Source organism: Rhizobium vallis (assembly GCF_003985155.1).
In the GTDB taxonomy this organism is placed as follows: domain Bacteria; phylum Pseudomonadota; class Alphaproteobacteria; order Rhizobiales; family Rhizobiaceae; genus Rhizobium; species Rhizobium vallis.
In genome coordinates this window covers 557,083-578,978 of the sequence record NZ_ML133686.1, presented here as the reverse complement: position 1 = coordinate 578,978, position 21,896 = coordinate 557,083, and the positions used below count along the sequence as shown (strand labels likewise).

Sequence of the window (21,896 nt, the reverse complement as noted above, 5' to 3'; positions counted from 1 at the left end):
CGCCTGCTACCTGCTCCTGCGACCGAACTGGAACCAGCGGCGGCGCTCGGCCTTTGTCGCGTCCTTCGGCGGCTCGGTCTGTCCCTTCGGCGCAAAGACCGCCACGCTCTGGGCATAGACGATGACCGGGTTGTCGGGATCGTGCACCTCGAAGGCATCCGTCTCCGTTCCGGTGTCGAGAACCCTCGACCACTCCTCCAGCCCGTTCACGACAGGCAGGTGAATCTCGCAGTCGCCGCCGGCATTGAAGACGAGGAAGAGGTCGTCCATCGTCTCGGTGTCCGGGGCATGCACACTCCTCGAGACATAAACCCCGACCACCTGCAATCCATCGTCGTTCCAGGCGCCGTCGTCCATGAAACTGCCGTCCGGCTTGTACCAGGCGATCTCGATGCGCCCCTCCTCACTGACCTCCCCGGTCAGGAACCGCTCCTGCCTCAGAACCGGATGCGCCTTGCGGAAGGCGACGGCCTGCCGGCAGAAATCAAGGAAGGGATCGTCGAGCCCATCCCAGCCCGTCCAGCCGATCTCATTGTCCTGACAATAGGCGTTGTTGTTGCCGCCCTGGCTATTGCCGAGCTCGTCGCCGGCAAGGATCATCGGCACGCCCTGGGAAAGCATCAGCGTCGCAATCATATTGCGTCGGCGCCGCGCACGCGCTGCGTTGATATCGGCATTATCGGTTGCGCCCTCGGCGCCCATATTGTCGGAATGATTGTCCGAATGGCCATCTCTGCCATCCTCACCGTTCGCCTCGTTGTGCTTGCCGTCGAAGGAGACCGTATCCGTCAGCGTAAAGCCATCATGGGCCGACAGAAGATTGATCGAGGAGGTCGCCCCTCGGTCGGAATGGTTGAACTGCGGCGCCGAGCCGGTGACGCGAGCCGCCACCTCCGACACCATGCCGCCATCGCCCTTCCAGAAACGGCGCACGTCGTCGCGGAACTTGTCGTTCCACTCGCGGAAGGGATGCGGGAAGCCGCCGACCTGATAGCCGCCCTCGCCGATATCCCAGGGTTCGGCGATCAACTTGACGCCTGACAGGATTGGATCCTGGCGGATCGCGCCGAAGAAACCGCCCTGCCGGTCGAACTCCAGATCCTGCCGCCCAAGCGTGCTGGCGAGATCGAAGCGGAAGCCGTCGATATGCATGACGCCCACCCAGTAACGCAGGCTGTCGAGCACCATGCGCATCACCATCGGATGGGCGACATTCAGCGTATTGCCGGTTCCCGTCGTATCGAAGGTGTGGCGCGGATCATCAGGAGAGAGGATGTAATAGCTGGCATTGTCGAGCCCGCGGAAGGACAACGTCGGTCCCTTCTCGCTGCCTTCGGCGGTGTGATTGTAGACGACGTCCATGATGACTTCGATGCCGGCGGCATGGAACTTCTTCACCATGGTCTTGATTTCGGTGATCTTGTCACCGGACATGTAGCGCGACTGCGGCGCGAAGAAGCCGAGCGTCTGGTAGCCCCAATAATTGCGCAGGTTCTTTTCCAGGAGATAACGGTCGTCGAGGAAATATTGGATCGGCAGAAGCTCGATCGCCGAGACGCCGAGCTTGACGAGGTGATCGATGATCGGATCGCTGCACATGCCGAGAAAGGTGCCGCGCAGCCGGTCGGGCACCTTCGGATGCGTCATCGTCAGGCCGCGTACATGTGCCTCATAGATGATGGTGTCGGGCCAGGGGCGGCGGATCGCCTCTTCACCTGCCCAGTCGAAGTCCGGATCCTGGACGACGCCCTTGACCATGAAGGGCGCGCTGTCGCGATCGTCGAAGGAAAGATCGTCCTCGCCGATCTGGTAACCGAACAGCGCGTCATTCCATTTCAGGTCGCCCGTCACCTGCTTGGCATAGGGGTCGAGCAGGAGCTTGTTCGGATTGAAGCGGTGACCGGCGTTGGGATCATAGGGACCATGGGCGCGATAGCCATAGACGGTGCCCGGTCCGATGCCGGCGATATAGCCGGACCAAATATCGCCTTCGCGCTTCGGCAGCGGCAATCGGGCGATTTCATCCTTTCCGTCAGGTGAGAAGAGGCAAAGCTCCATCTGTTCCGCGTGCGCCGAGAATACCGCGAAATGGGTGCCGGAACCCGTATACTCCGCTCCTAGCTCCGGCTTGAGGAAGTCGAGTTCCGAAAATGAAAAGCTCATGATGCCCCGCTTGCTGAAAAGACCATGCGGGAAACGTCAGGGTGGTTCGAAAGTTCCCTGATTAAAGGGAAAGCGAAAGATGGTGCTCGCCGGTGGATGCTTTTACGGCATCAGTTGGCCGCCATTCACCTCGATGATCTGGCCGGTGATATAGCCCGACAGCGTCGGCGAGGCGAGGAAGAGATAGGCCCCAACACAATCCTCGGATGTGCCGACGAAGCCCATCGGGATCGACTTGCGCTGCAGCTCCATCTGCTCGTCATTGGTATAACGCTCATGGAAGGGCGTGGCGATGACGCCGGGCGCCACCGCGTTGACGCGGATCCTGTCGGCGACGAATTCCTTGGCATGACCGCGCGTGATCGTCGAGACGAAGCCTTTGGACGCCGCATAGAGCATCGCGCCATTGCCGCCGCCATTGCGGGCCGCGATCGAGGTGGTGTTGATGATGAAACCGCCCTGCTTCTTCAGCCACGGATGCGCCGCACGCGTTGCCGCCAGCACCGAGCGGGCATTGAGGTCCATGACCGCGGCATAATGCGCGTCGGTATATTCCGAAGTCGGCTTGCGCCCGAGCATGCCGCCGGCATTGTTGATCAGTCCGTCGAGATGGCCGAAGGTTTTCGCCGTCTCCTCGACGACGCGCTCGGTCTCGCCTTCCCTCGAGACGTCGCCCTGGATCAGATGCACGGTGCCGCCGGCCGCCCGGATCTCCTCGGCAAGCTTTTCCGCCGGTTCGCGGCTGGCATTGTAATGCACGCCGACCTTGGCCCCTTGAGCCGCAAAGGCGCGGGCGAGTGCCGCACCGATCCCGGTCGAGGCGCCGGTGATCAGCACCGCCTTGCCGGACAGGTCCGGCAGCTTGATGGCTGCGAGCGATTGCGCAAGTTCTACCATGGCGACGATTGCCTCCCGAAAAAGCAAAGACATAGGTGATGAAACGAATAGGAGAAGTCTATCAGGGGAAATCAACGAAGGGCAATGCACGAAAAGGCGAGATTGCCTCTTTGGGGAGCGCCACGGCTGTCCTGGTCGGACCACCCAAGACCCCTCCCCAACCCCTCCCCACAAGGGGGAGGGGCTTGAGTGCCGCACCCCACATGTTCCACTTCACTGTTTCATCTGCAAAAAAGGTTGCTGCTTGGCACTATACAATGCGCCAGCTTAGTCCCTCCCCCTTGTGGGGAGGGGTTGGGGAGGGGTCTTTCTTGAGGCTGGCCTAATAGATCCTGATTGGAGAATCTCGTCACTGAGCCACGCCCAAGAGCGGCTGCGGTTTTTCTCGGGCGAGAGGCGGGAATGCAAGCGCAATCGCTGCCGCCCCGAGCCCAACCATCGCCGAACCGATGAACAGCCAGGAATAATTGGCGAAAGTGTCGAATATCCAGCCGCCGATGAGAGGCCCGAACGCCATGCCGAGGCTGGAGAGCATCGTTGCCGCGCCGAGGACGGTGCCGAGGATGCGCGGCCCGAAATATTCCCGCGCCAGCACGGCATAGAGCGGCATCACCCCGCCATAGGCGCTGCCGAAGACAATGGCGAGCGCATAGAATTCGCCGAGCCGGCTGACGAAGAGATAGGTGGCGAGCGCGGCCGCCTGCACCAGCAGGCCAGCGACCAGCACAGGTTTCACCCCGATCCTGTCGGCAAGACTGCCATAAACCAGCCGGCCACCCAGACCGGCGAGGCCTTCGACGCTGTAGATACTGACGGCCGCCATCGGTGCCACGCCACAGATGGTCGCATAGCTCACCATATGGAAGATCGGCCCGGAATGCGCCGCACAACAGGCAAAGAAGGTCAGCCCGAGCACGATGAATTGCGGCGATCGGAAGACTTTCGACAGTTGCGGCCGGGCGCCATCGACTGCGAATTCGGTTCCTGTGTCAGCGGCCTCGACAGGCGGACGCCTGACCAGCAGGGCGACCGGCACCAGCAGCACCCAGACGGCAACGCCGATGATCAGCATGGCGGGCCGCCATTCATAGGCCGAGATCAGCCAGCGCGCGATAGGCGAGATAGTCATCGGTGCAACGCCCATACCGGCGGAGACGAGCGACACGGCAAGCCCGCGATTTTCATCGAACCAAGCGATCGTCGTCGCGATCATCGGCGCGAAAAACGTACTGGCAGCCAGTCCGACGAGGATGCCGTAGGTCAGTTGGAACTGCGTGAGCGTCTCGGCACGGCTCGCCAGGACCAGCGCCAGCCCGAGCAGCACCGCTCCGATGAGCACGACGATGCGCGGGCCGAAGCGATCGCTTGCCGCGCCCCAGAGAAACCCGCCGAAGCCCATGACGATGAAATTGAGCGTCATCGCGCTCGCAATCCCGACATGCGACCAACCCGTCGCCGTTGCGACAGGCTCTTGGAAAATCGCCAGCGAGAACATCGCGCCGATGGCAACGCACGACATCAAAGCGCCCACGGCGACGATGACCCATCGATAGGAAACACTCATGGCTTCACAACCTCCATGCCGACAGAGTGATCGCGGCGCCTGCAGCTCTTCCCGCCACGCCCGCGATCTAAAGACGATCGAGCCGCTGCGATTTCGACAGCGCCCCCGCATCTTTTTTATCCGCCGCATAGCCTAGAGATTACGGAACATCACCAACGCATCAACATAACCTTCCGTGGGATGAAGGAAAGCGCCGGGAAGGCGGCCGACGATATCGAAGCCGAGGGATTGCCATAGCTGGACGGCGCGCTGATTGCTGCTGACGACGAAATTGAACTGCATCGCCCGAAAGCCCCTCACGCGGGCATGATCCAGGGAATGTTCATGCATCCGGCGAGCGACGCCGCGGCCGGCCGCGGCAACATCGGTCATGTAGCCGCAATTGCAGACATGCCTTCCGCCACCCGCCTGATTGGCCTTGATGTAATAAGTGCCGAGGATCACGCCACCCTCTTCCGCGACGAAGGTCTCGCGGTCCGCTCCCATCCAATAGGCCAGCGCATCGGCTTCCGAGAGATCGCGATCGAGCGCATAAGTCTCGCCGGCGCGGATCGTCGGACCGATGATCCTCCAGATAGCGTCTTGATCGTTCTTATCTGCGGGGCGGATCAGCATGCCCGATTTCTACAGAAGCCTGGCATGGCGCGCAACGGACTGATCGACTTCGGCGTCCACCGAAGGGTTTGTAACGCGCGATTTTGCGGCGATGGCCGCGATTCTTGCGGGATGGCGGCACCACCCGGGTCTAGAGCTTGACTTCCTCTGGGAGTGGGCCAGTGCCTTCACTTTCCCAGTTGGGCAGGTCAATCCGCGCCTCTGTACGTGGATCGAACAAATTGACGCTTGCGGGATCGACTTGAAACGCAATGGGATCACCGCGCCTCCCGGAAAAGCGGGCCTCGACCCGCGCAACCACCGTCTGTCCGCCGACGATAGCCGTGACCATCGTGTCGGGTCCGGTCGGTTCTACGACATCAATCACCCCCCGCAGAGCGCGGTCGCCCTCCCTCGCGATCTTCAGCTCTTCCGGCCGCACTCCGAGAATGCAGTCCGACTGCTTGGCACGGTGGTCCCCACTGCTGATGGCAACATCAACGTCGACACCGGTAAATCGACTTCCCGCCGCGGCAATATTGAGTGTACCTTTGATGAAATTCATCGACGGGGACCCGATGAAACTTGCGACAAATATGTTGGCGGGTCTTTCATAAATGGTGCGAGGGTCGGCGAGTTGTTGGACATACCCACCCCTCATCACGGCGACTTTGGTGGCAAGTGTCATCGCTTCGATCTGATCGTGAGTGACGTAAACGATACTGGTGCCCAGACGCTCGTGGAGTCTCTTGATCTCCGTCCTCATTTCCACACGAAGCTTTGCGTCCAGGTTCGAAAGAGGTTCATCAAACAGGAACAGATCCGGATCTCGTACGAGGGCGCGACCCATGGCGACACGCTGGCGTTGCCCGCCCGACAAATTGGCTGGCTTGCGATCAAGCAAATGGCCGATTTGGAGCACGTCCGCCGCCTGCTGCACAGCGGTCTTGCGCGCCCCTTCCTCGACCCCCCGCATCTCGAGACCGAAGCCGATATTTCGCTCGACCGACATCGTCGGATAAAGCGCATAGGACTGGAAGACCATGGCGATGTTGCGGTCCTTCGGCGGAAGCTCGATGACGGATTTGCCGCCGATTTCGACGTCACCAGCGCTCGGATCATCAAGGCCTGCAACGATGTTGAGCAAGGTTGACTTTCCGCATCCGGACGGCCCGAGAAGCACGAGGAAGCCGCCGTCTTCAAGCTCGATATCTATGCCGTGAAGGACATCCAGCGCGCCGTAGGACTTGCGGATGTTACTGATTGAAAGAGTTGCCATCTGTGCCCTATCCTTTCACCGCGCCTGCCGTCAGCCCTTGGACCATGGTACGCTGAACGACAGCGAACAGGAAAACCACAGGAAGAATGCTGAGGATGCCGCCTGCAGCGAGTACGCCCCAGGGCAATTGAAACTCGCCGACCATAAGCTGAAGCCCCACAGGCCAGGTGCGGGAGCCTTGCCCTGTCGTTAGCATCAAGGCGAAAATGAACTCGTTCCAGGCGGCAATAGCGATAAAGACGGAGCTCGCTACCAAGCCGTTCCTGGCCAATGGCAAAACTATTCGCACCATCGCGCCGAACCTTGTCGAGCCATCGATCCTCGCGGCGCTTTCAAGCTCTTTGGGCGCGGCATCGAGGAACCCCTTGAGCATCCAGACAAAGAGCGGCAACAGAAAGCTGGTGTATGCCAGCGCGAGTCCAAATCGGCTGTCGACCAGGCCAGCCGTCCGCATCATGAGGTAGAGTGGGATGATCATCATCACTGCCGGAAACATGCGAACAAGCAGATATCCGAGCATTATCTTGTCACGTCCACGGAATGAAAAGCGCGAGAAGGCGTAAGCGGCAAGCGTCCCGGTAACAACGCAAATCACAACGGTGGTCGTCGTCACAACAATGCTGTTTGCTATGAGAACCGGAAAGTTCGATTGCGTCCATATCGCAGCATAGTTTTCGAACGTGATCGAGCGCGGAATATACTGCATCCGTGAGGTAACGATGTCCGCCTCCCGCTTGAGCGAAGTCATCAACATCCAGACCATCGGTCCGAGACAGAAAACCGCAAGCGACGTAAGGACCGCATATGCAAGGACATCCCCCGCAGCACGCCTGCTGTTTTTCGTTTTCAGCAATCTCATTCCTCCGAAATGCGGGATAGGCGGATATAGAGCACGGCAAACACCATCAGCAGAGCGAACATCACGACCGACAGGGCGCCGGCATAGCCGAAGTTGAATTCACGGTAGGCGACCTGAAATGCGTAAAGCGACAGGACCTGGGTCGCATTACCTGGCCCGCCTCCGGTGAGGACCAGCAACAGATCGGGTGAATTCACCAGACTGATCACCCTCAGGATAACGGCGGCGGTGATCACGGTCTTCAACATCGGTACCGTAATCAGCCGGAACTGCCGGAAGGCTCCCGCGCCATCTACAGCTGCCGCCTTGTAAAGGTCTTCCGGAATGCCCTTCAGGCCCGCCAGGAAAAGCAGCGCGAAGAACGGAAATCCATGCCATCCCTCGACGAGGATCGCGGCTGCGAGCGCCGTATCCGGATCGGCGAACCAAGCTTTGTAACTGTTCAGCAGACCAATATGGACGAGGATGTCGTTGATTATTCCCAAGCGGGGATCCAGCATGAGCGCCCACATGTGGCCAGCCACGACATTCGGCAAGAAGTAAGGTAGCAGGATCGCCACCCCGAAGAACTTCGTGCCCGGGACGTTACGGTTGAGCGCGAGCGCTGCAACGAACCCAAGTAGAACTTCCAACGCGATCGCCGAGGTCACCCAGATCGCCGTGTTCTTGAGCGAAATCCAGAACACCCGGTCCGAAACCATTGCCGAATAATGTTTCAATCCCACCCACCCGCTTAAGCCCGGCCGCGTGAGACGCATCTCCCGTGCGCTTATGACGAAGCTGTAGATCGTTGGGTAGGCAATCACGAGAAGGAGAAGGGTCAAACTGGGCAGAAGCAGCAGATAGACCCAGTAACGCGTCTCGGAAAGATCTCCGATGGCGTGCGAAAGTTTCAACCGGGAAGTGGATGCCATGAACTCGCGGCCAATTGCCGTCCTTCTTTGCTAACGCGATGGCCGGAGTCGTCGCGCTAGAGCAATTCCAGGAAAAGTGCGAAGCGGTTACTCAGGCAAAGCGCCAAGCGGTTTCGCCGGGAATTGTGTAAAAACAAAAAGTTAGAGCGGTTCCCTGAAAAGTTGAACCGCTCTAGCGAATTTAGCGAAGTGCGGTTTCGAGACCCTCGATCATGCGGTCTACCGCCTGATCGGGTGTCAGCTGTCCCGTCAGCACGGATTGAAACGCGGGATTGACGACGGTCTCGGACCAGCCCGCGGCGCCGACGAAACTGTTGGGAAGGCGCCCGAAATCAAGTGTAGCTGCTGCAGCCTGATAGATCGGATTGGACTTGATTCGCGGGTCTTCCAAGGCAGCCGCAGACGCGGGAAAATAGCCTGTCGCCTCAAGCAGTGCGAGGGCGGCTTCCGTTTCGCCCCAGAAGCTCACCCAGTCCCATGCCGCATCGACATTGTCGTCCTTCATCACTCCATTCGCAGCGTATGCCACGCGGGCGATATGCGCCTTTGGACCGGTGGGCATGGGCGCTGTGGCAAACTGGTCGCCGGGTTTGAGGGCGCCCGAGATTTCGATCAGCGAACCTGTGTGATGCCAGATCATGGCAGTCTGTCCGGTGCGGAAGCCTTCCATTATCTGGCGATAACTGTCGTTTGGCGCGCTGGGCGGGACGACCTTCTCCTTCAAGAAAAGATTCGAGTAGAAAGTTAGGGCCTCGACGGCAGCGGCCTTGTCGATAGCTGCCTGCCCATCTTTCACGATCGGTGATCCGAAGGCTTCCATCACGTCGATAACGTATTTGAAAGCGCCCGCGCCTCCACGCATCCCGAACGCGTAGCGGCCCTTGGAGGGATCGGTAAGTTTCCGGCAGGCGGACAGGAATTCTTCGAAAGTTTTCGGCGGCTCGCCCAGCCCCGCCTCCTCGAAGTAGTCCTTCCGATAGTACATCCAGTCAACGAAGGCGAAGCGGGAACAGCATAGATCGCGCCATCCTTTGACATGCCTGTCCATCGGTTGTCAGGGAAGTTCACTTTCTGCTTCCAGCCATTCACGCGTTCGGTGATGTCAGTCAGCGCACCCATTGCCATGAGGTCGGCAAAACGCTCCGCAATTACCATTCCCGTATCGGGACGGCCCCCAGCCACAACAGCGGAGGAGATTTTAGCCATGTATTCCGAGTTTGGGATGCTCTCCTGTGTAATGGCAATTCCCTGGTGGGCCTTGCCGAACAGTTCGATGATCTTGAGAAGACCCGCCATCTCGGATTGGCTGGCAAAATGATGCCAGTAGTTGATAGCCGTAGCCGCGCTCGCCGTGCGACCGTTACCAGCCAGCGCCAAAGCGGCGGCTCCGATTAGAAATTCCCGCTTATTGATTTGCACGATAGCTTCCTCCCAAAAATATCAGATCTTCTGTCTGATAGATCAGTTCGGGAAGTAGCATCCTTTACAATTCTCGGCAAGACCAGTTCCACCGCCATTCCGCCTACGGGATCAGACCAGACCAAGATTGCGTTGGATTGCAGCTTGGAAATGTGCCTGCAGCGCCTTCTCCGCGGCGTCCGCGTTTCTCGTTGCACACGCCTCAAGGATATCGAGGTGCTCCTTCAACGTGCGAAGCAGGATAGGGACCGTCAATTTCCGGTCGAGGCGAAGGAGCCGAAGGTAATTGTGCATTCGGCGGTAGGCGATTTCGATCAGAGGGTTGCGAAGGGCCTTGATGATCTGACCATGAAGTTCAAGTTCGAGCTCGTCGGTTTCGGTCAGGCTCTCCGTTGTGATTCCGTCTCTCTCAACCTTTCTGATGAGCCGCGAATGCCTGACTTCCAACGCATTCATCACATTTTCATCGCCTTCCTCGGCGAACACACGCACGGCTGCTTTCTCGACAATGGAACGGAACTGATAGGTAGACCGCGTCAGCTCCAATCCTGGTCGTACGAACTGGATTCCGGAGCGCGGATGGATGGTCAAGATCCCTTCCGCTTCAAGCATGCGCAGCGCGTCGCGAAGTGGCGCGACGGGCACGTCGACGATCGCCGATAATTCATTCTGAGATATAAACGCACCGACTGGAACCTTGCGGTCGAACAAGCTCTCGAGGATTCGATCGTATGCGATGTCACTCAGCCGCCGCGCGGTTACGTCGGGCCTCTCGAATTTCGTTCCGACACGCTCTTGCGATTTCTTCATGTGTCCAGTATCTAGCCTATCTGATAGATCAGTTCAACGAATTAACAGATTAGAGCGCATCGTCATGCCCCTCTCGCAATTTCGTATAACCCGTTTTCAGTTCGCTCGCGACAGAGTTATCGGCGACAGCCAGGTCAGGGCCGACGACGTGAACGTTGCCGCGCTCGAACTCGTGACGGAGGCAGGGATTGTCGGCCTGGGTTTCATCCAGACCCTGTTCCACCCTCTGCCTGACCAGGCGGAGATCGAAGCCGTGTTCGAGAACGAGGTGTGGCCTTCCCTGAAGGGGCAGGAGGCGATCGCGCTGGTACACCGCGTCAACCGTCCAAGAGGCGGTAACCAGCGCGCATTCTCTCTGCCGTTCCACGAAGCGTTGCAGGTGGCGCTGTGGGACCTCGCTGCCAAGGAAGTCAACTTGCCGCTTCACACGTTGCTTGGAAGCCGTCGCGACAGGGTTCGCGCGTACGCCAGCGGTCTTGATTTCCACCTGAGCGACGATGCCTTCGCAGCGCTGTTCTCCCATGCGGCTAGCATCGGTTATTCGGCTTTCAAGATTAAAGTCGGACATCCTGACTTCAGTCGGGACCTGCGACGCCTCGATCTCCTGAAAGAGGTCGTCCCGGCAGGATCGCTCGTCATGATCGACCCCAACGAGGCCTGGAGTTCTAAGGAAGCCTTGATGAAGCTGACGGCGATCCGCGATGCAGGTCACGAGCTTTTATGGGTCGAGGACCCAATCTTGCGGCACGACTTCGAGGGATTGCGCACCCTTCGCCATGCCGTCAACTGGACTCAAATCAACAGCGGCGAGTATCTCGACCTTTCCGGAAAGCGAATCCTGCTCGAAAACCATGGAACTGATATCCTCAACGTTCACGGGCAGGTGTCCGATGTCATGCGGATCGGCTGGCTGGCGGCGGAACTTGGCGTGCCCGTCAGTCTCGGCAACACATTCCTGGAGATCGGCGTACACATGGCTGCAGCCCTCCCGGAAGTCGAATGGCTGGAATATTCGTTCCAGAATTTCGATCATCTGGTCGACACGCCGATTGAAATCAGAGACGGGTACGCCTATGCGCCTGACCGTCCGGGCCACGGCCTTGTGCTGTCCGAGGTTGCACGTCGCGAGTGGGCGCGCCCAAGCAGACTGCAACGATCAGAGCTTGGCCCCGCGCCCGAGAATTCCCGACTACCCCCGCACCTTGGATGAGCGTCGACGTATAACGCATCCTGTCCGACCCCGGCCGGTGACCGGGGCCGCTGTCAAGCGTCAATGCGTCAGGTCGAGCGAGGCTGTGAGGTCACCCATCGGCGGCTGGCCGTTGTTGCGCAGCGCCTCGTCGCGGGCGACGATGCCGGGCAAGACAGGCAGATCGTAGCGCGCGGTGATCAGGCGGATGATCGAGGTCGTGTCGTACTGGGTATGATCGACCGTGCCGCCCTTGGCGAAGGGCGAGATGATGAAGGCCGGAATGCGGTTGCCCGGACCCCAGCGGTCGGCCTTCGGCGGCGCGGCGTGATCCCAGAAGCCGCCATTCTCGTCATAGGTGACGATGACGAGCATATGGCCCCATTGCGGGCTCTTTTCGAGGTGGGAGACGATATCTGCAAGATGCTGGTCGCCGCTCGACACATCGGCATAACCGCCATGTTCGTTGAGGTTGCCCTGCGGCTTGTAGAAGGAAACCGCCGGCAGCTTGCCGTCGTCGATATCTTTGAGGAAGGCCTCGCCGGCAAGGCCGCCGTCCTTCAGATGTTCGGCGCGCGCGGGCGTGCCGGGCGCAAAATTGGCGAAATAGTTGAACGGCTGGTGGTGGAACTGGAAGTTCGGCACCGGCGTGGCGTTCTTGCCGTCGAGGGCGGCCTGCCAGGCGCCGCCATACCAGGCCCAGTTGACACCCTTCAGCGACAGGAGGTCGCCGATGGTGATCGCATGCTGCGGCGGCAGGGTCGTGGCGGCAGCGGGATCGGCAAAGGCCGGATCGCCGTCCTTGGCCGGCGGATTGGCGCTCGGCTCATAGGGCGGCTGCATGGTGTTGACGGCGTAGAAGTCGGGCGTCAGCGTGCCGTCGGAGACGAATTTCGGTGCGCCCTCCAGCGCCGACTTCGGTGCGTTCTCCGCCACAACAAGCGACGTGCCATCCGCATCGACCTTGGCGATCACAGGCTTGGCCGAGCTCTTGTCGGCATCGGGATAATAGGGCGCGCAGGCGCAGACCAGCGCGAAATGGTTGAGGAACGAGCCGCCGAAGGCGCCCTGGAAGAAGTTGTCGGCAAGGACGTATTTCTTTGCGACCTGCCACATCGGTAGGATGGAGCCGTCGTAATGGCCCATCACGAGGCTGCCGGAATCGGCCCAGGCGACAAACTTGTCGTTCTTGCCGCCGTCGATCTGCATCTGCTCCTGATAGAAGCGGTGCCAGAGGTCACGGGTAATGACCGTAGGCGCCTGCGCAAAACCCTTCGGATCGTCGATCGCGAAGCTGGCGTTGGCAAGATGGGCCGACTGCGCCTCGGTGATGGCAGGCGTGACGCCCTTGGCGGTCAACCCGCCCCAGGCCGGCGGCAGTTCGGCGAGCGGCTGACCGTCACGGTCGAGTTGGCGGGCCTGCTCGGGGCTGACATTGGAAAGACCGTTGGCGCCGGGAAAGCCGCCATAGAGATTATCGAAGCTGCGGTTTTCGGCATAGATGACGACGATATTGTCGATCTTGTCGTAACCGGCCGGTGCGGCATGGGCTGATGCCGCCATGGCGAGCGGAACGAAGGCCGATCCGGCGAGACAGATCGAGGCGAGGAGTTTCAGTCTTTTCACGGGGGTACCTCATGGCTAGGGGGCGTTGGCTAGAGGGAGCGGGGAACGCTCGGGGGCGCGCCGACGCTAGACCCGCCATCTATCAACTTTGTGACATGGTTCTGTCACGAAGCGGCGGGAGAGCGACCGTCATCAATTTGTTGCAGCGAGGTTTGATGATGATGGAAGGCAGTCCTAAGCTATTGGAATCCTTATGATGACGAAGACGACTTTCCGGTTTGCGCGGTCCAGACTGGCAGTCGGCATCGGTGTTACGGCACTGTGTCTGGCCATTCTGCCGCTGCGGCAAAGCAGCGCGGCGGCAGCTTCCGGCGTGCATCCCGGCCCGATGTCGCGCGCCGAGGCCTTCGCCCGGGCCGAAACGCTGACCGCGCTCGGCCGGAAGATATTCTCAGATACTTCGCTGTCGGCCTCGGGGTTGCAGGCCTGCGCCTCCTGCCACGACCCGGCGCACGCTTTCGGCCCGGCATCCGCCGCGCCGGTCGAAATGGGTGGCGAACATATGGACCGGTCGGGGCTACGCGCCGTCCCGACGCTGCGCTATCTGCAGGCCGTGCCCGCCTTCACCGAACATTATTACGATTCCGAGGACGAGGGCGACGAGAGCGTCGACAATGGCCCCACCGGCGGCCTGACCTGGGACGGCCGGGTCGACCACGGCGCCAACCAGGCGAAGATCCCGCTGCTCTCATCCTTCGAGATGGGCAACAAGGATGCGGCCGAGGTCGCCACCAAATTGCGCAAGGCGCCCTACGCCGCCGACATCAAGGCAGCCTTCGGCGAGACCGTGTTCGACAACCCGCAAGACACGTTCGACGCCGCCGCCGAGGCGCTCGCCACTTTCGAACAGAGCGGCACGGATTTCTATCCCTATTCCAGCCGCTACGACGCCTTCCTCGCCGGCAAGGCGACGCTGACCGCGCAGGAGTTGCACGGGCGGCAGCTGTTCGAAGATCCCGCAAAGGGCAACTGTTCGAGCTGCCACCTCAGCGAACCCGCCAATGACGGCGAGCCGCCGCTCTTTTCCGATTTCGGCTTCCTCGGCCTCGGCGCACCCCGCAACATGGCGATCCCGGCCAACGCCAACCCCGGCTATCACGACCTCGGCCTCTGCGGCCCTCAGCGCACAGACCTTGCCGGCCACAGCGAATATTGCGGCCTGTTCCGCACGCCGACACTGCGCAATGTCGCGCTGAAGAAGAGCTTCTTCCACAACGGTTACTTCCACACGCTGCGGGACGTCGTCTCCTTCTACGCGACCCGCGACAGCGATCCCGGCCGCTGGTATCCGAAAAATGCAGACGGCACGATCCGCCGCTATGACGACCTGCCGCAAGTCTATTGGGACAATCTCAACCAGGACCCGCCCTTCGGCCGGAAACCCGGTGATGCGCCGACGCTGACCGACCCCGAGATCGATGACATCGTTGCCTTTTTGGGGACGCTGACGGATGCCGATCTGCTGCCGGGGGCGACCGGGCACTGAAGCATCCTCCAGATACAACGACGACACCGACACCACTTCTGTGCCGTCACATCGCAGCACCACCTGGAACGGCTCGGCAATTGCGCCGAAGAAGACATCCACCTCCTGAGCCCATCGATCCCGCAGCACGCTATGCGCGGACTTTTTCGACTGGCTAGACTCGATGCCGAACGCCTTCCAGAAGTCAGCTTTCAGAAGACTATACACTCTTCCGCGACGAGTATGAGCTAATCAGGTCTGCGGTATCGTCCTCACCTTTCTCGCGTGCAATATCGGCGGCCGTTGCACCAGTGCGATCGGTCTTTGTCAGGTCCGCATGGTTCTCCAACAATAGCTTTGCAACGTCGGTGCTTCCCCATGCCGCCGCACACATGAGCGGGGTCACGCCATCGACGGTCTGGGCGTTAACGTCCGCGCCAAGGGATAGGAGGTAGTGTGCAACGGCTGCTTCGCAATTCGCAGATGCCTCGTGCAGCGCCGTTATTTCACCGCGACCTGCCGCGTCTACTGATGCACCGTTTCGCACCAGCGTCTCAACCGCTGCAAGCAAACCCTCAGCTGCCGAGACCATGAGCGGTGTCCGACCATGAAGGCCGACTTGGTTCAAGTCGAGTTCCTTTGACTCGACTTCCAGCTGAGCTTGCGAAGCGCCGGCCACTATTCGCGCAATGAAATGCTCAATCTTCGACTGGTCGTTCGTGGGAGTGCTGAAGTTGCCGAGTTCAACTCTGTTCAGTATGCCGTCAGTCCCCGTAATGGTTTCCATTGATCACCTGCCTTAGTAGAGACGGTCGCGCAGTCCGTTCTCAGCCCACGCGAGAAAGCTTTCAATCATTTCAGTGAGGTTCGTTGGCCCACCAAATGCCTCAAAGGTTTGCCCATTTCTGCGAGCAACAAACCAATCACGCTCCGATCTTTCGACTCGGACCTCCTCAAATTCTTTGCCTTGAAGGACCGTTCCCTTGAGGTCGGCTTTCATCGACCAACCGGGATTGTCGATGGTATCGATTTTGATCCCGCGGTCCTCATGCCATTCGTCTATGCATTGGCGCTCAAACCAGGCACACAACCTTGAAACGGCATCCATCAGTTACCCCACCTTTCAATCTCTCGCGCTACCTAGATGTCACCGACCGTCACCACCGGATCGAAACCGTCGCTATCGCCACTGAACACCGATTCCCGCCCAGTGAGGCACCAGAAAATCCAAGCCGAAATAATCGTCGACATAGACAAGACCAGCGATCTCGAGGCGCCGCATAATGGCTTGGTAAGCCTCTTCTCCAAACAATGGTCCGAACGTCAGAAGATCCTCGTTTTCCGCAATAAGGTCGATGCCCTGCATCACGTCGTCAAGAACTTGCCGCGCAAGGGTTTTTTCGGCCAGAGCGGCTTTCCGCATTACCAACCCGTATTCACATGTGGCAGCGATATAACCCATCTCATACCCCCAAGAGCTTAGTTCTTCTGGCACAGCAGTTTGCAGGTTGTAAACGGTCCGGCCGGGTCGTTATTTTAATATAGAGTATCCATCGTTCGGCCCGCTATTGAGCGTCCTAGTCTAACAATTTCCGACGTATGGGGTCGAGCGGCAGGCATAGCTTTCAGCACCAAATGGTGCTATTTAAACGCCAGGACAAGGAGGCTGGACGATGCGATCGACTATCAACCTCGACGACGCTCTCCTGGAAAGAGCCAGGGCCCTCACCGGCACAAAAGAAACTGCCGCTCTCGTCCGCCAGGCGTTGGAGACGCTTGTCCGAGTGGAGTCCGGAAAGCGCCTCATCGCGCTCGGAGGAACCATGCCGGATGCAGAGGCAGCCCCACGACGCCGGAGCGCCGCGGCCAAGTGATACTGGCGGACACTTCTATCTGGATTGACCATTTCCGCCATGCCGATTCAGAGCTGCGTGCGATTATTGAGGACGATCGTCTCCTGTGCCATCCGGTTGTGATTGGCGAGTTGGCTCTTGGCAGCTTCCGCAATCGCGGCAGCGTTATCGCTTTCCTGGCGGCCCAACGCGAGGTGTCCGTCGCCACACACGACGAAGTGATGACGATGATTGATCGCCACAACATTTTCAGCATGGGCATCGGTTATACGGATACCCACTTGCGCGCCTCGGTCCTCCTTGATCAGCGAGCAGCCTTATGGACCAGAGACAAACGTCTGCAGGCAGCGGCCGAAAAGGCGGGCGTTTCCCTATATGCGCCTGTCAATGTGCGTCGCTGAATGCTGAATAATGCTGCTAGTCGAAGGTTTCCGACCTCTTTCGATCCCTCACCTTTGAAGCGCCCACTTGCCGTATCATAATTTCCGATATACATCATTTCATCGGAAATGATGGGGAAATGATGGAACGCTCGTTTTTGACGATTGCCGCCGGCGAGAATAATGATGCATTGCGCGCGCTTTCGGCACCGGCAAGAGTTGAGATACTCAGGCTGCTCTGCGCTAAGGGACCAATGAATATCAACGATATCGCGCGGACTCTTTCTCTCCCCCAATCCACCGTCGCAACCGGCATCCAGATTTTGGAAGACGCCCGGCTTGTCGATTCCCAACTGGCGAAAGCCCGGAAGGGAAACCAGAAGATCTGCTCCGCAATCTACAGCGAAATTCTGATCAGCTTCGAGGAAAGTGCCGCCCAAAGGGCCAACAATATCATCGAAGTCGAGATGCCGGTCGGACTTTACACCAGTTGCGACGTTCATGCGCCCTGCGGTCTTTGCTCGACCGAGAGCGTCATCGGCCCCCTCGATGTGCCCGATTATTTCCTTGATCCGCAGCGCATGCAGGCCGGTCTGGTCTGGTTCGGACGGGGCTATGTGGAATATAAATTCCCCAACAATGCCAAGGTGTTGAACAAGGATATCCGTGCCATCGAGTTTTCGCTGGAACTTTCGTCGGAGGTGCCCGGCACCAATCCGGACTGGCCCTCCGATATCACGCTCTGGGTCAACGGCATGGCGATCGGCACCTGGACCTCGCCGGGCGACTACGGCGACAAGCGCGGCGCCTTCACGCCGGCATGGTGGAAGCTCGAGGGCTCGCAATATGGGACGATGAAGACCTGGCGGATCTCGACGCGCGGAACCTTCATCGACGGCATCGCCGCATCGAATGTCACGCTCAGCGATCTCGCCCTTGCCCAGCACTCCTCCATCCGGCTCCGGGTCGGCATCGCAGAAAATGCCGGCCATACCGGCGGCGTGAATATTTTCGGCCGCGGCTTCGGAAATCACGGCCGCGATATCATCATGCGGCTGCACGTCTAATCGATCAATATCGGATATCTTGATTTCAATCATGCACTTCTTTTTCACATCAGCATAAACTGAAATACATCAAACTATTGTAATAAATTAATTTTTCTGAAAATCATATTAGTATGATTAAAGATGCGGTTTGGTTGACAGAACGACATTCCTGATATCAAGTTAGAGGCAAGAAAACAAAATTCTTGATACATAAACGGGAGGATCCGTTGAAGACGAATGTCGTTGCCCACCGCGATTTCCGCATCGCGACCATTGATTCCAGGCTCTACAGCTCGTTTCTCGAGCATCTGGGCAGAGCGATTTACGGCGGCATCTACGAGCCGGGACATCCCACAGCCGACGAAGACGGTTTTCGCCGCGACGTCCTTGATCTGGTTCGTGAGCTCGATACGCCATACTGCCGATATCCCGGCGGCAATTTCGTATCGGCCTATAATTGGGAAGACGGCGTCGGCCCGCGTTCGGAGCGCCCGGTACGTCTCGACCTTGCCTGGCGCACCCGCGAGGCCAATCAGATCGGCGTCAACGAATTCGTCGATTGGTGCAAGAAGGCGAATACCAAGCCGATGCTTGCCGTCAATCTGGGATCACGCGGCCTGGATGCCGCCCGCAATTTCCTGGAATACTGCAATCATCCCGGCGGCACTTACTGGTCGGATCTGCGCCGCAAGCACGGTTGGTCCAATCCGCATGATGTCAAATTGTGGTGCCTCGGCAACGAGATGGACGGTCCCTGGCAGGTCGGTCACAAGTCGGCCTATGAATATGGCCGGCTGGCGGATGAGACGGCGAAAGCGATGCGCGGCTTCGACAAGTCGCTCGAACTCGTGGTCTGCGGCTCGTCCAATTCGGATATGAAGACCTATCCCGATTGGGAGGCTCAGGTTCTCGAACAGTGCTACGACAGCGCCGACCATATCTCGCTGCATATGTATTTTGCCAACCGCGAGAAGAATACGCTCAACTATCTCGCCCGCGCGACGAAGCTCGACCGCTACATCACCACGATCGGCGGCGTGATCGATTACATCAAGGCGAAGAAGCGCTCGAAGAAAACCATCGGCATTTCCTTCGACGAATGGAATGTCTGGTATCATTCCAACCAGCAGGACAAGGAAATCCTGGCCCGCGACGACTGGCCGGATGCACCGCATCTGCTGGAAGACGTCTATAATTTCGAGGACGTGCTGCAGGTCGGCGGCATCCTGAACACCTTCATCCGCCGTTCCGACCGGGTGCGCATCGCGTGCATCGCCCAGCTCGTCAACGTCATTGCCCCGATCATGACCGAGGATGGCGGTGCTGCCTGGCGCCAGACCATTTATTACCCCTTCTACTACGCCTCCCGATATGGCCGCGGCACAGCACTGCAGCTCGTCGTCGATGGCCCGACCTATGACAGCGACGAGGAGAACGACGTTCCCTATCTCGACGTATCGGCAGTCCATTCCGAAGACGGCCGGTCGCTCACCTTCTTTGCTGTCAACCGTCATCCGGATACGGCGCTCGATCTCGACGTGCGACTGGAAGGGTTCGGAAATGCTCGCCTGATCGAGCAGGTGGAAATGACCCACAGTGATCTGGAAGCGGTCAACACGGCCGCGCGGCCGGGGACGGTCGTTCCCGTCAACGTCGAGACTGCGAAGGTCGAGGACGGAAGGTTGCGGGCGGCCTTGAAGCCGCTGTCCTACAGCGTCATCCGGCTGTCGGTGTGACAGCCGTCGCCGGGCAGCCCATCGGCCCCGGCTCAGAGTATTCGGCTCACTGCGAGGAGGCAGCGAGCCGGAGGGATGGTTCGCCGAGGCCTCGAGCTGCCAAGCTCCGGCTTCTGCGAACCGACAACCGCGACGTGCCCATGCGTGCCTTAGCGGCCGCCGTATCGTCGCTTTCTAGGGAGGAGTTCATGCAACAGTGGAAGAGGCTCGCATTCGGCGTCGCGCTGGCCGCACTCAGTCTGGCAGCCGCCGCCAAGGCCGATGACTACACCTCCTTGCCCCGCAAGGAGACGCTCATCGTCGAAAATCCGGAAGGGACGATCAAAAATCCCGGCTGGTTCAACATCTGGGTCAATGGCGGGGGCGGCGTATCAACCGGCCTGCAGCAACTGACCATGGATACGCTCTGGTACATCGACCCCGAACAAGGGCTTGGCGGCGCGGCCTGGGACAATTCGCTCGCCGCCGACAAGCCGCAATATAATGCCGACTTCACCGAGATGACCGTGAAACTGCGCAAGGGGCTCTACTGGAGCGACGGCGTGGAATTTACGGCCGACGACGTGGTTTATACCGTCAAGACCCAGATGGACCATCCCGGCATGGTCTGGAGTGCGGCCTTCTCGGTGCAGGTGGCAAGCGTCGAGGCGACCGATCCCCAGACCGTCGTGTTCAAGCTGAAGAAGCCCAACTCGCGCTTCCACGCCATTTTCACCGTTCGCTGGAACGGCGCCTGGATCATGCCCAAGCACGTCTTCGAGAAAGTCGAAGATCCGCTTCGCTACGATTTCGCCAACCCCGTCTCGCTCGGCGCCTACAAGCTGAAGGCCTACGACCCGCAGGGCAAATGGTATACCTGGGAGAAGCGCGACGACTGGCAGCGGACCTCGCTGGCCCGCTTCGGCGAGCCGGCCCCGAAATATGTGACCTATACCGATCCCGGCCCGCCGGATAAGCGCACGATCGCCCAGCTCGAGCACAATCTCGATATCATCCACGACAACACGCCGGAGGGCATGTTCACCCTCAAGGAGAAGTCGAAGACGATCGACACCTGGTTCCCGGGCTTCCCCTTCGCCCATCCGGATCCGACGCTTCCGGCCGTCATCTTCAACACCCAGAATCCGCCGTTCGACAATGCCGATGTGCGCTGGGCGCTGGCGCTGCTGATCGACATCAAGGCCGTCGACATGGCGAGCTACCGCGGGGCGGCGACGCTTTCGGCGCTCGGCGTGCCGCCGACGGCGGCTACGATGAAAGACTATCAGGCGCCGATGCAGGATTGGCTGAAGAATTTCGAGATCGATACCGGCAAGAGCAAGATCAAGCCCTATGACCCGACAGTCGGGCAACAGATCGCCGATATCCTGCGCAAGCAGCCGAAGTTCAAGGACCAGATCCCGACCGATCCGGAGGCGATCAGCGGTGCCTTCGGCTATGGCTGGTGGAAACCGGACCCGAAAGCGGCCGGCGAACTTCTGGAAAAGGCAGGCTTCAAGAAATCCGGCGGCAAATGGCTGACTCCGGACGGCCAGCCCTTCAAGATCCGAATGACGGTCGAAGGCGACACTCGCTCGGTCTTCACTCGCGCCGGCACGCTGATCGCGCAGCAATGGGCGGCCTTCGGTATCGACGCCAAAGCCGTTCCCGCCGCGAAACTTTGGCAGACGGCGCTGCAGCCCGGCGATTTCCAGGTGGCGATCGCCTGGAGCGTCGAAACCTGGGGCGGCGATCCCGACCTCTCCTTCTTCCTCGACAGCTGGCACTCCCAGTTCGTCGCGAAGAAGGGTGACGTTCAGCCGCCGCGCAACTGGCAGCGTTGGTCCAATCCGGAGCTCGACAAGATCATCGAGAGCATCCGCGGCATCAGTGCCGACGATCCGAAGGGCATGGAGCTCGGCAAGGACTATCTGAAGCTGGTCACCCGCGAAATGCCGACGATCCCGCTGATGTCCTATAACGTCTTCACGTCGATGGATACGACCTATTGGACCGGCTATCCGACGATCAAGGACCCCTATACGGATCCGGTGCCGAACTGGGCGAACTCCAGGTTGATGATGGTCAAGCTGAAACCGGCTCAACCGAAATAACCCTCC

The 21,896-nt window shown here is 59.5% G+C and carries 19 protein-coding genes and 1 pseudogene; 7 read left to right on the top strand and 13 right to left on the bottom strand.

Features of this window, described 5'->3' with window-relative positions:
• Nucleotides 1-6: 6 nt before the first annotated feature.
• The 9 genes and pseudogenes from glgX to EFQ99_RS02740 form a co-directional block, all read right to left on the bottom strand.
• Entirely contained in the window at nt 7-2,163 is a 2,157-nt protein-coding gene (gene glgX, locus EFQ99_RS02785) for a glycogen debranching protein GlgX (RefSeq protein ID WP_126919126.1), read from the bottom strand.
• A 102-nt stretch (nt 2,164-2,265) separates the two neighbouring features.
• A complete protein-coding gene (locus EFQ99_RS02780; protein ID WP_126919125.1) occupies nt 2,266-3,060 on the bottom strand; it encodes an SDR family NAD(P)-dependent oxidoreductase in 795 nt (264 codons plus the stop codon).
• Between the two features lie 349 nt (nt 3,061-3,409).
• Nucleotides 3,410-4,624 carry an MFS transporter gene (locus EFQ99_RS02770; protein WP_126919124.1) on the bottom strand — a complete coding sequence of 405 codons (1,215 nt, stop codon included), beginning with the start codon at nt 4,622-4,624 and terminating at the stop codon, nt 3,410-3,412.
• Nucleotides 4,625-4,756: 132 nt separating this feature from the next.
• Entirely contained in the window at nt 4,757-5,239 is a 483-nt protein-coding gene (locus EFQ99_RS02765; protein ID WP_126919123.1) for a GNAT family N-acetyltransferase, read from the bottom strand.
• A 130-nt stretch (nt 5,240-5,369) separates the two neighbouring features.
• Nucleotides 5,370-6,497: an ABC transporter ATP-binding protein gene (locus tag EFQ99_RS02760; protein ID WP_126919122.1), complete on the bottom strand. Its 1,128-nt coding sequence runs from the start codon at nt 6,495-6,497 to the stop codon at nt 5,370-5,372.
• A 7-nt stretch (nt 6,498-6,504) separates the two neighbouring features.
• Complete coding sequence (locus EFQ99_RS02755) at nt 6,505-7,350, bottom strand: carbohydrate ABC transporter permease (RefSeq protein WP_126919121.1); 846 nt, start codon at nt 7,348-7,350, stop codon at nt 6,505-6,507.
• A 2-nt stretch (nt 7,351-7,352) separates the two neighbouring features.
• The gene (locus EFQ99_RS02750; RefSeq protein WP_126919120.1) at nt 7,353-8,270 is read right to left on the bottom strand and encodes a carbohydrate ABC transporter permease; all 918 of its coding nucleotides are present in this window, start codon (nt 8,268-8,270) and stop codon (nt 7,353-7,355) included.
• Nucleotides 8,271-8,451: 181 nt separating this feature from the next.
• Nucleotides 8,452-9,566 (bottom strand): annotated as a pseudogene (locus EFQ99_RS02745) (ABC transporter substrate-binding protein).
• 234 nt (nt 9,567-9,800) lie between these two features.
• Nucleotides 9,801-10,499 (bottom strand): GntR family transcriptional regulator, encoded by a 699-nt coding sequence (locus tag EFQ99_RS02740; RefSeq protein ID WP_126919119.1) that lies wholly within the window; start codon nt 10,497-10,499, stop codon nt 9,801-9,803.
• 64 nt (nt 10,500-10,563) lie between these two features.
• Here EFQ99_RS02740 and EFQ99_RS02735 point away from each other — a divergent pair, with 64 nt between their 5' ends.
• The gene (locus EFQ99_RS02735; protein ID WP_126919118.1) at nt 10,564-11,709 is read left to right on the top strand and encodes a mandelate racemase/muconate lactonizing enzyme family protein; all 1,146 of its coding nucleotides are present in this window, start codon (nt 10,564-10,566) and stop codon (nt 11,707-11,709) included.
• Between the two features lie 60 nt (nt 11,710-11,769).
• On the opposite strand, the gene EFQ99_RS02730 is transcribed toward EFQ99_RS02735, so the two are convergent.
• Nucleotides 11,770-13,314: an acid phosphatase gene (locus EFQ99_RS02730; RefSeq protein WP_126919117.1), complete on the bottom strand. Its 1,545-nt coding sequence runs from the start codon at nt 13,312-13,314 to the stop codon at nt 11,770-11,772.
• 193 nt (nt 13,315-13,507) lie between these two features.
• Here EFQ99_RS02730 and EFQ99_RS02725 point away from each other — a divergent pair, with 193 nt between their 5' ends.
• Complete coding sequence (locus tag EFQ99_RS02725) at nt 13,508-14,800, top strand: cytochrome-c peroxidase (RefSeq protein ID WP_425376261.1); 1,293 nt, start codon at nt 13,508-13,510, stop codon at nt 14,798-14,800.
• A gap of 199 nt (nt 14,801-14,999) precedes the next feature.
• Here EFQ99_RS02725 and EFQ99_RS02720 read toward each other — a convergent pair whose 3' ends face one another.
• From EFQ99_RS02720 to EFQ99_RS02710, 3 genes are all read right to left on the bottom strand, one after another.
• Nucleotides 15,000-15,566, bottom strand: a complete 567-nt coding sequence (locus tag EFQ99_RS02720; RefSeq protein ID WP_126919116.1) for an ankyrin repeat domain-containing protein — start codon at nt 15,564-15,566, stop codon at nt 15,000-15,002.
• Between the two features lie 12 nt (nt 15,567-15,578).
• The gene (locus tag EFQ99_RS02715) at nt 15,579-15,887 is read right to left on the bottom strand and encodes an immunity 53 family protein (protein WP_126919115.1); all 309 of its coding nucleotides are present in this window, start codon (nt 15,885-15,887) and stop codon (nt 15,579-15,581) included.
• A gap of 72 nt (nt 15,888-15,959) precedes the next feature.
• Entirely contained in the window at nt 15,960-16,241 is a 282-nt protein-coding gene (locus EFQ99_RS02710) for a hypothetical protein (RefSeq protein ID WP_126919114.1), read from the bottom strand.
• A 211-nt stretch (nt 16,242-16,452) separates the two neighbouring features.
• Here EFQ99_RS02710 and EFQ99_RS02705 point away from each other — a divergent pair, with 211 nt between their 5' ends.
• From EFQ99_RS02705 to EFQ99_RS02685, 5 genes are all read left to right on the top strand, one after another.
• Nucleotides 16,453-16,653, top strand: coding sequence for a type II toxin-antitoxin system VapB family antitoxin (locus EFQ99_RS02705; RefSeq protein WP_126919113.1), 201 nt, complete (start codon nt 16,453-16,455; stop codon nt 16,651-16,653).
• On the top strand, nt 16,650-17,033 hold the full coding sequence (locus EFQ99_RS02700) for a type II toxin-antitoxin system VapC family toxin (RefSeq protein WP_126919112.1): 384 nt from the start codon (nt 16,650-16,652) through the stop codon (nt 17,031-17,033). Before EFQ99_RS02705 ends, EFQ99_RS02700 begins: the two co-directional genes overlap by 4 nt.
• Before the next feature lie 119 nt (nt 17,034-17,152).
• Nucleotides 17,153-18,079, top strand: coding sequence for an ArsR/SmtB family transcription factor (locus EFQ99_RS02695; RefSeq protein ID WP_208722713.1), 927 nt, complete (start codon nt 17,153-17,155; stop codon nt 18,077-18,079).
• 209 nt (nt 18,080-18,288) lie between these two features.
• The gene (gene arfA / locus EFQ99_RS02690) at nt 18,289-19,797 is read left to right on the top strand and encodes an arabinosylfuranosidase ArfA (RefSeq protein ID WP_126919111.1); all 1,509 of its coding nucleotides are present in this window, start codon (nt 18,289-18,291) and stop codon (nt 19,795-19,797) included.
• 188 nt (nt 19,798-19,985) lie between these two features.
• Nucleotides 19,986-21,890: an ABC transporter substrate-binding protein gene (locus EFQ99_RS02685; protein ID WP_126919110.1), complete on the top strand. Its 1,905-nt coding sequence runs from the start codon at nt 19,986-19,988 to the stop codon at nt 21,888-21,890.
• The last annotated feature ends 6 nt before the right edge of the window (nt 21,891-21,896 follow it).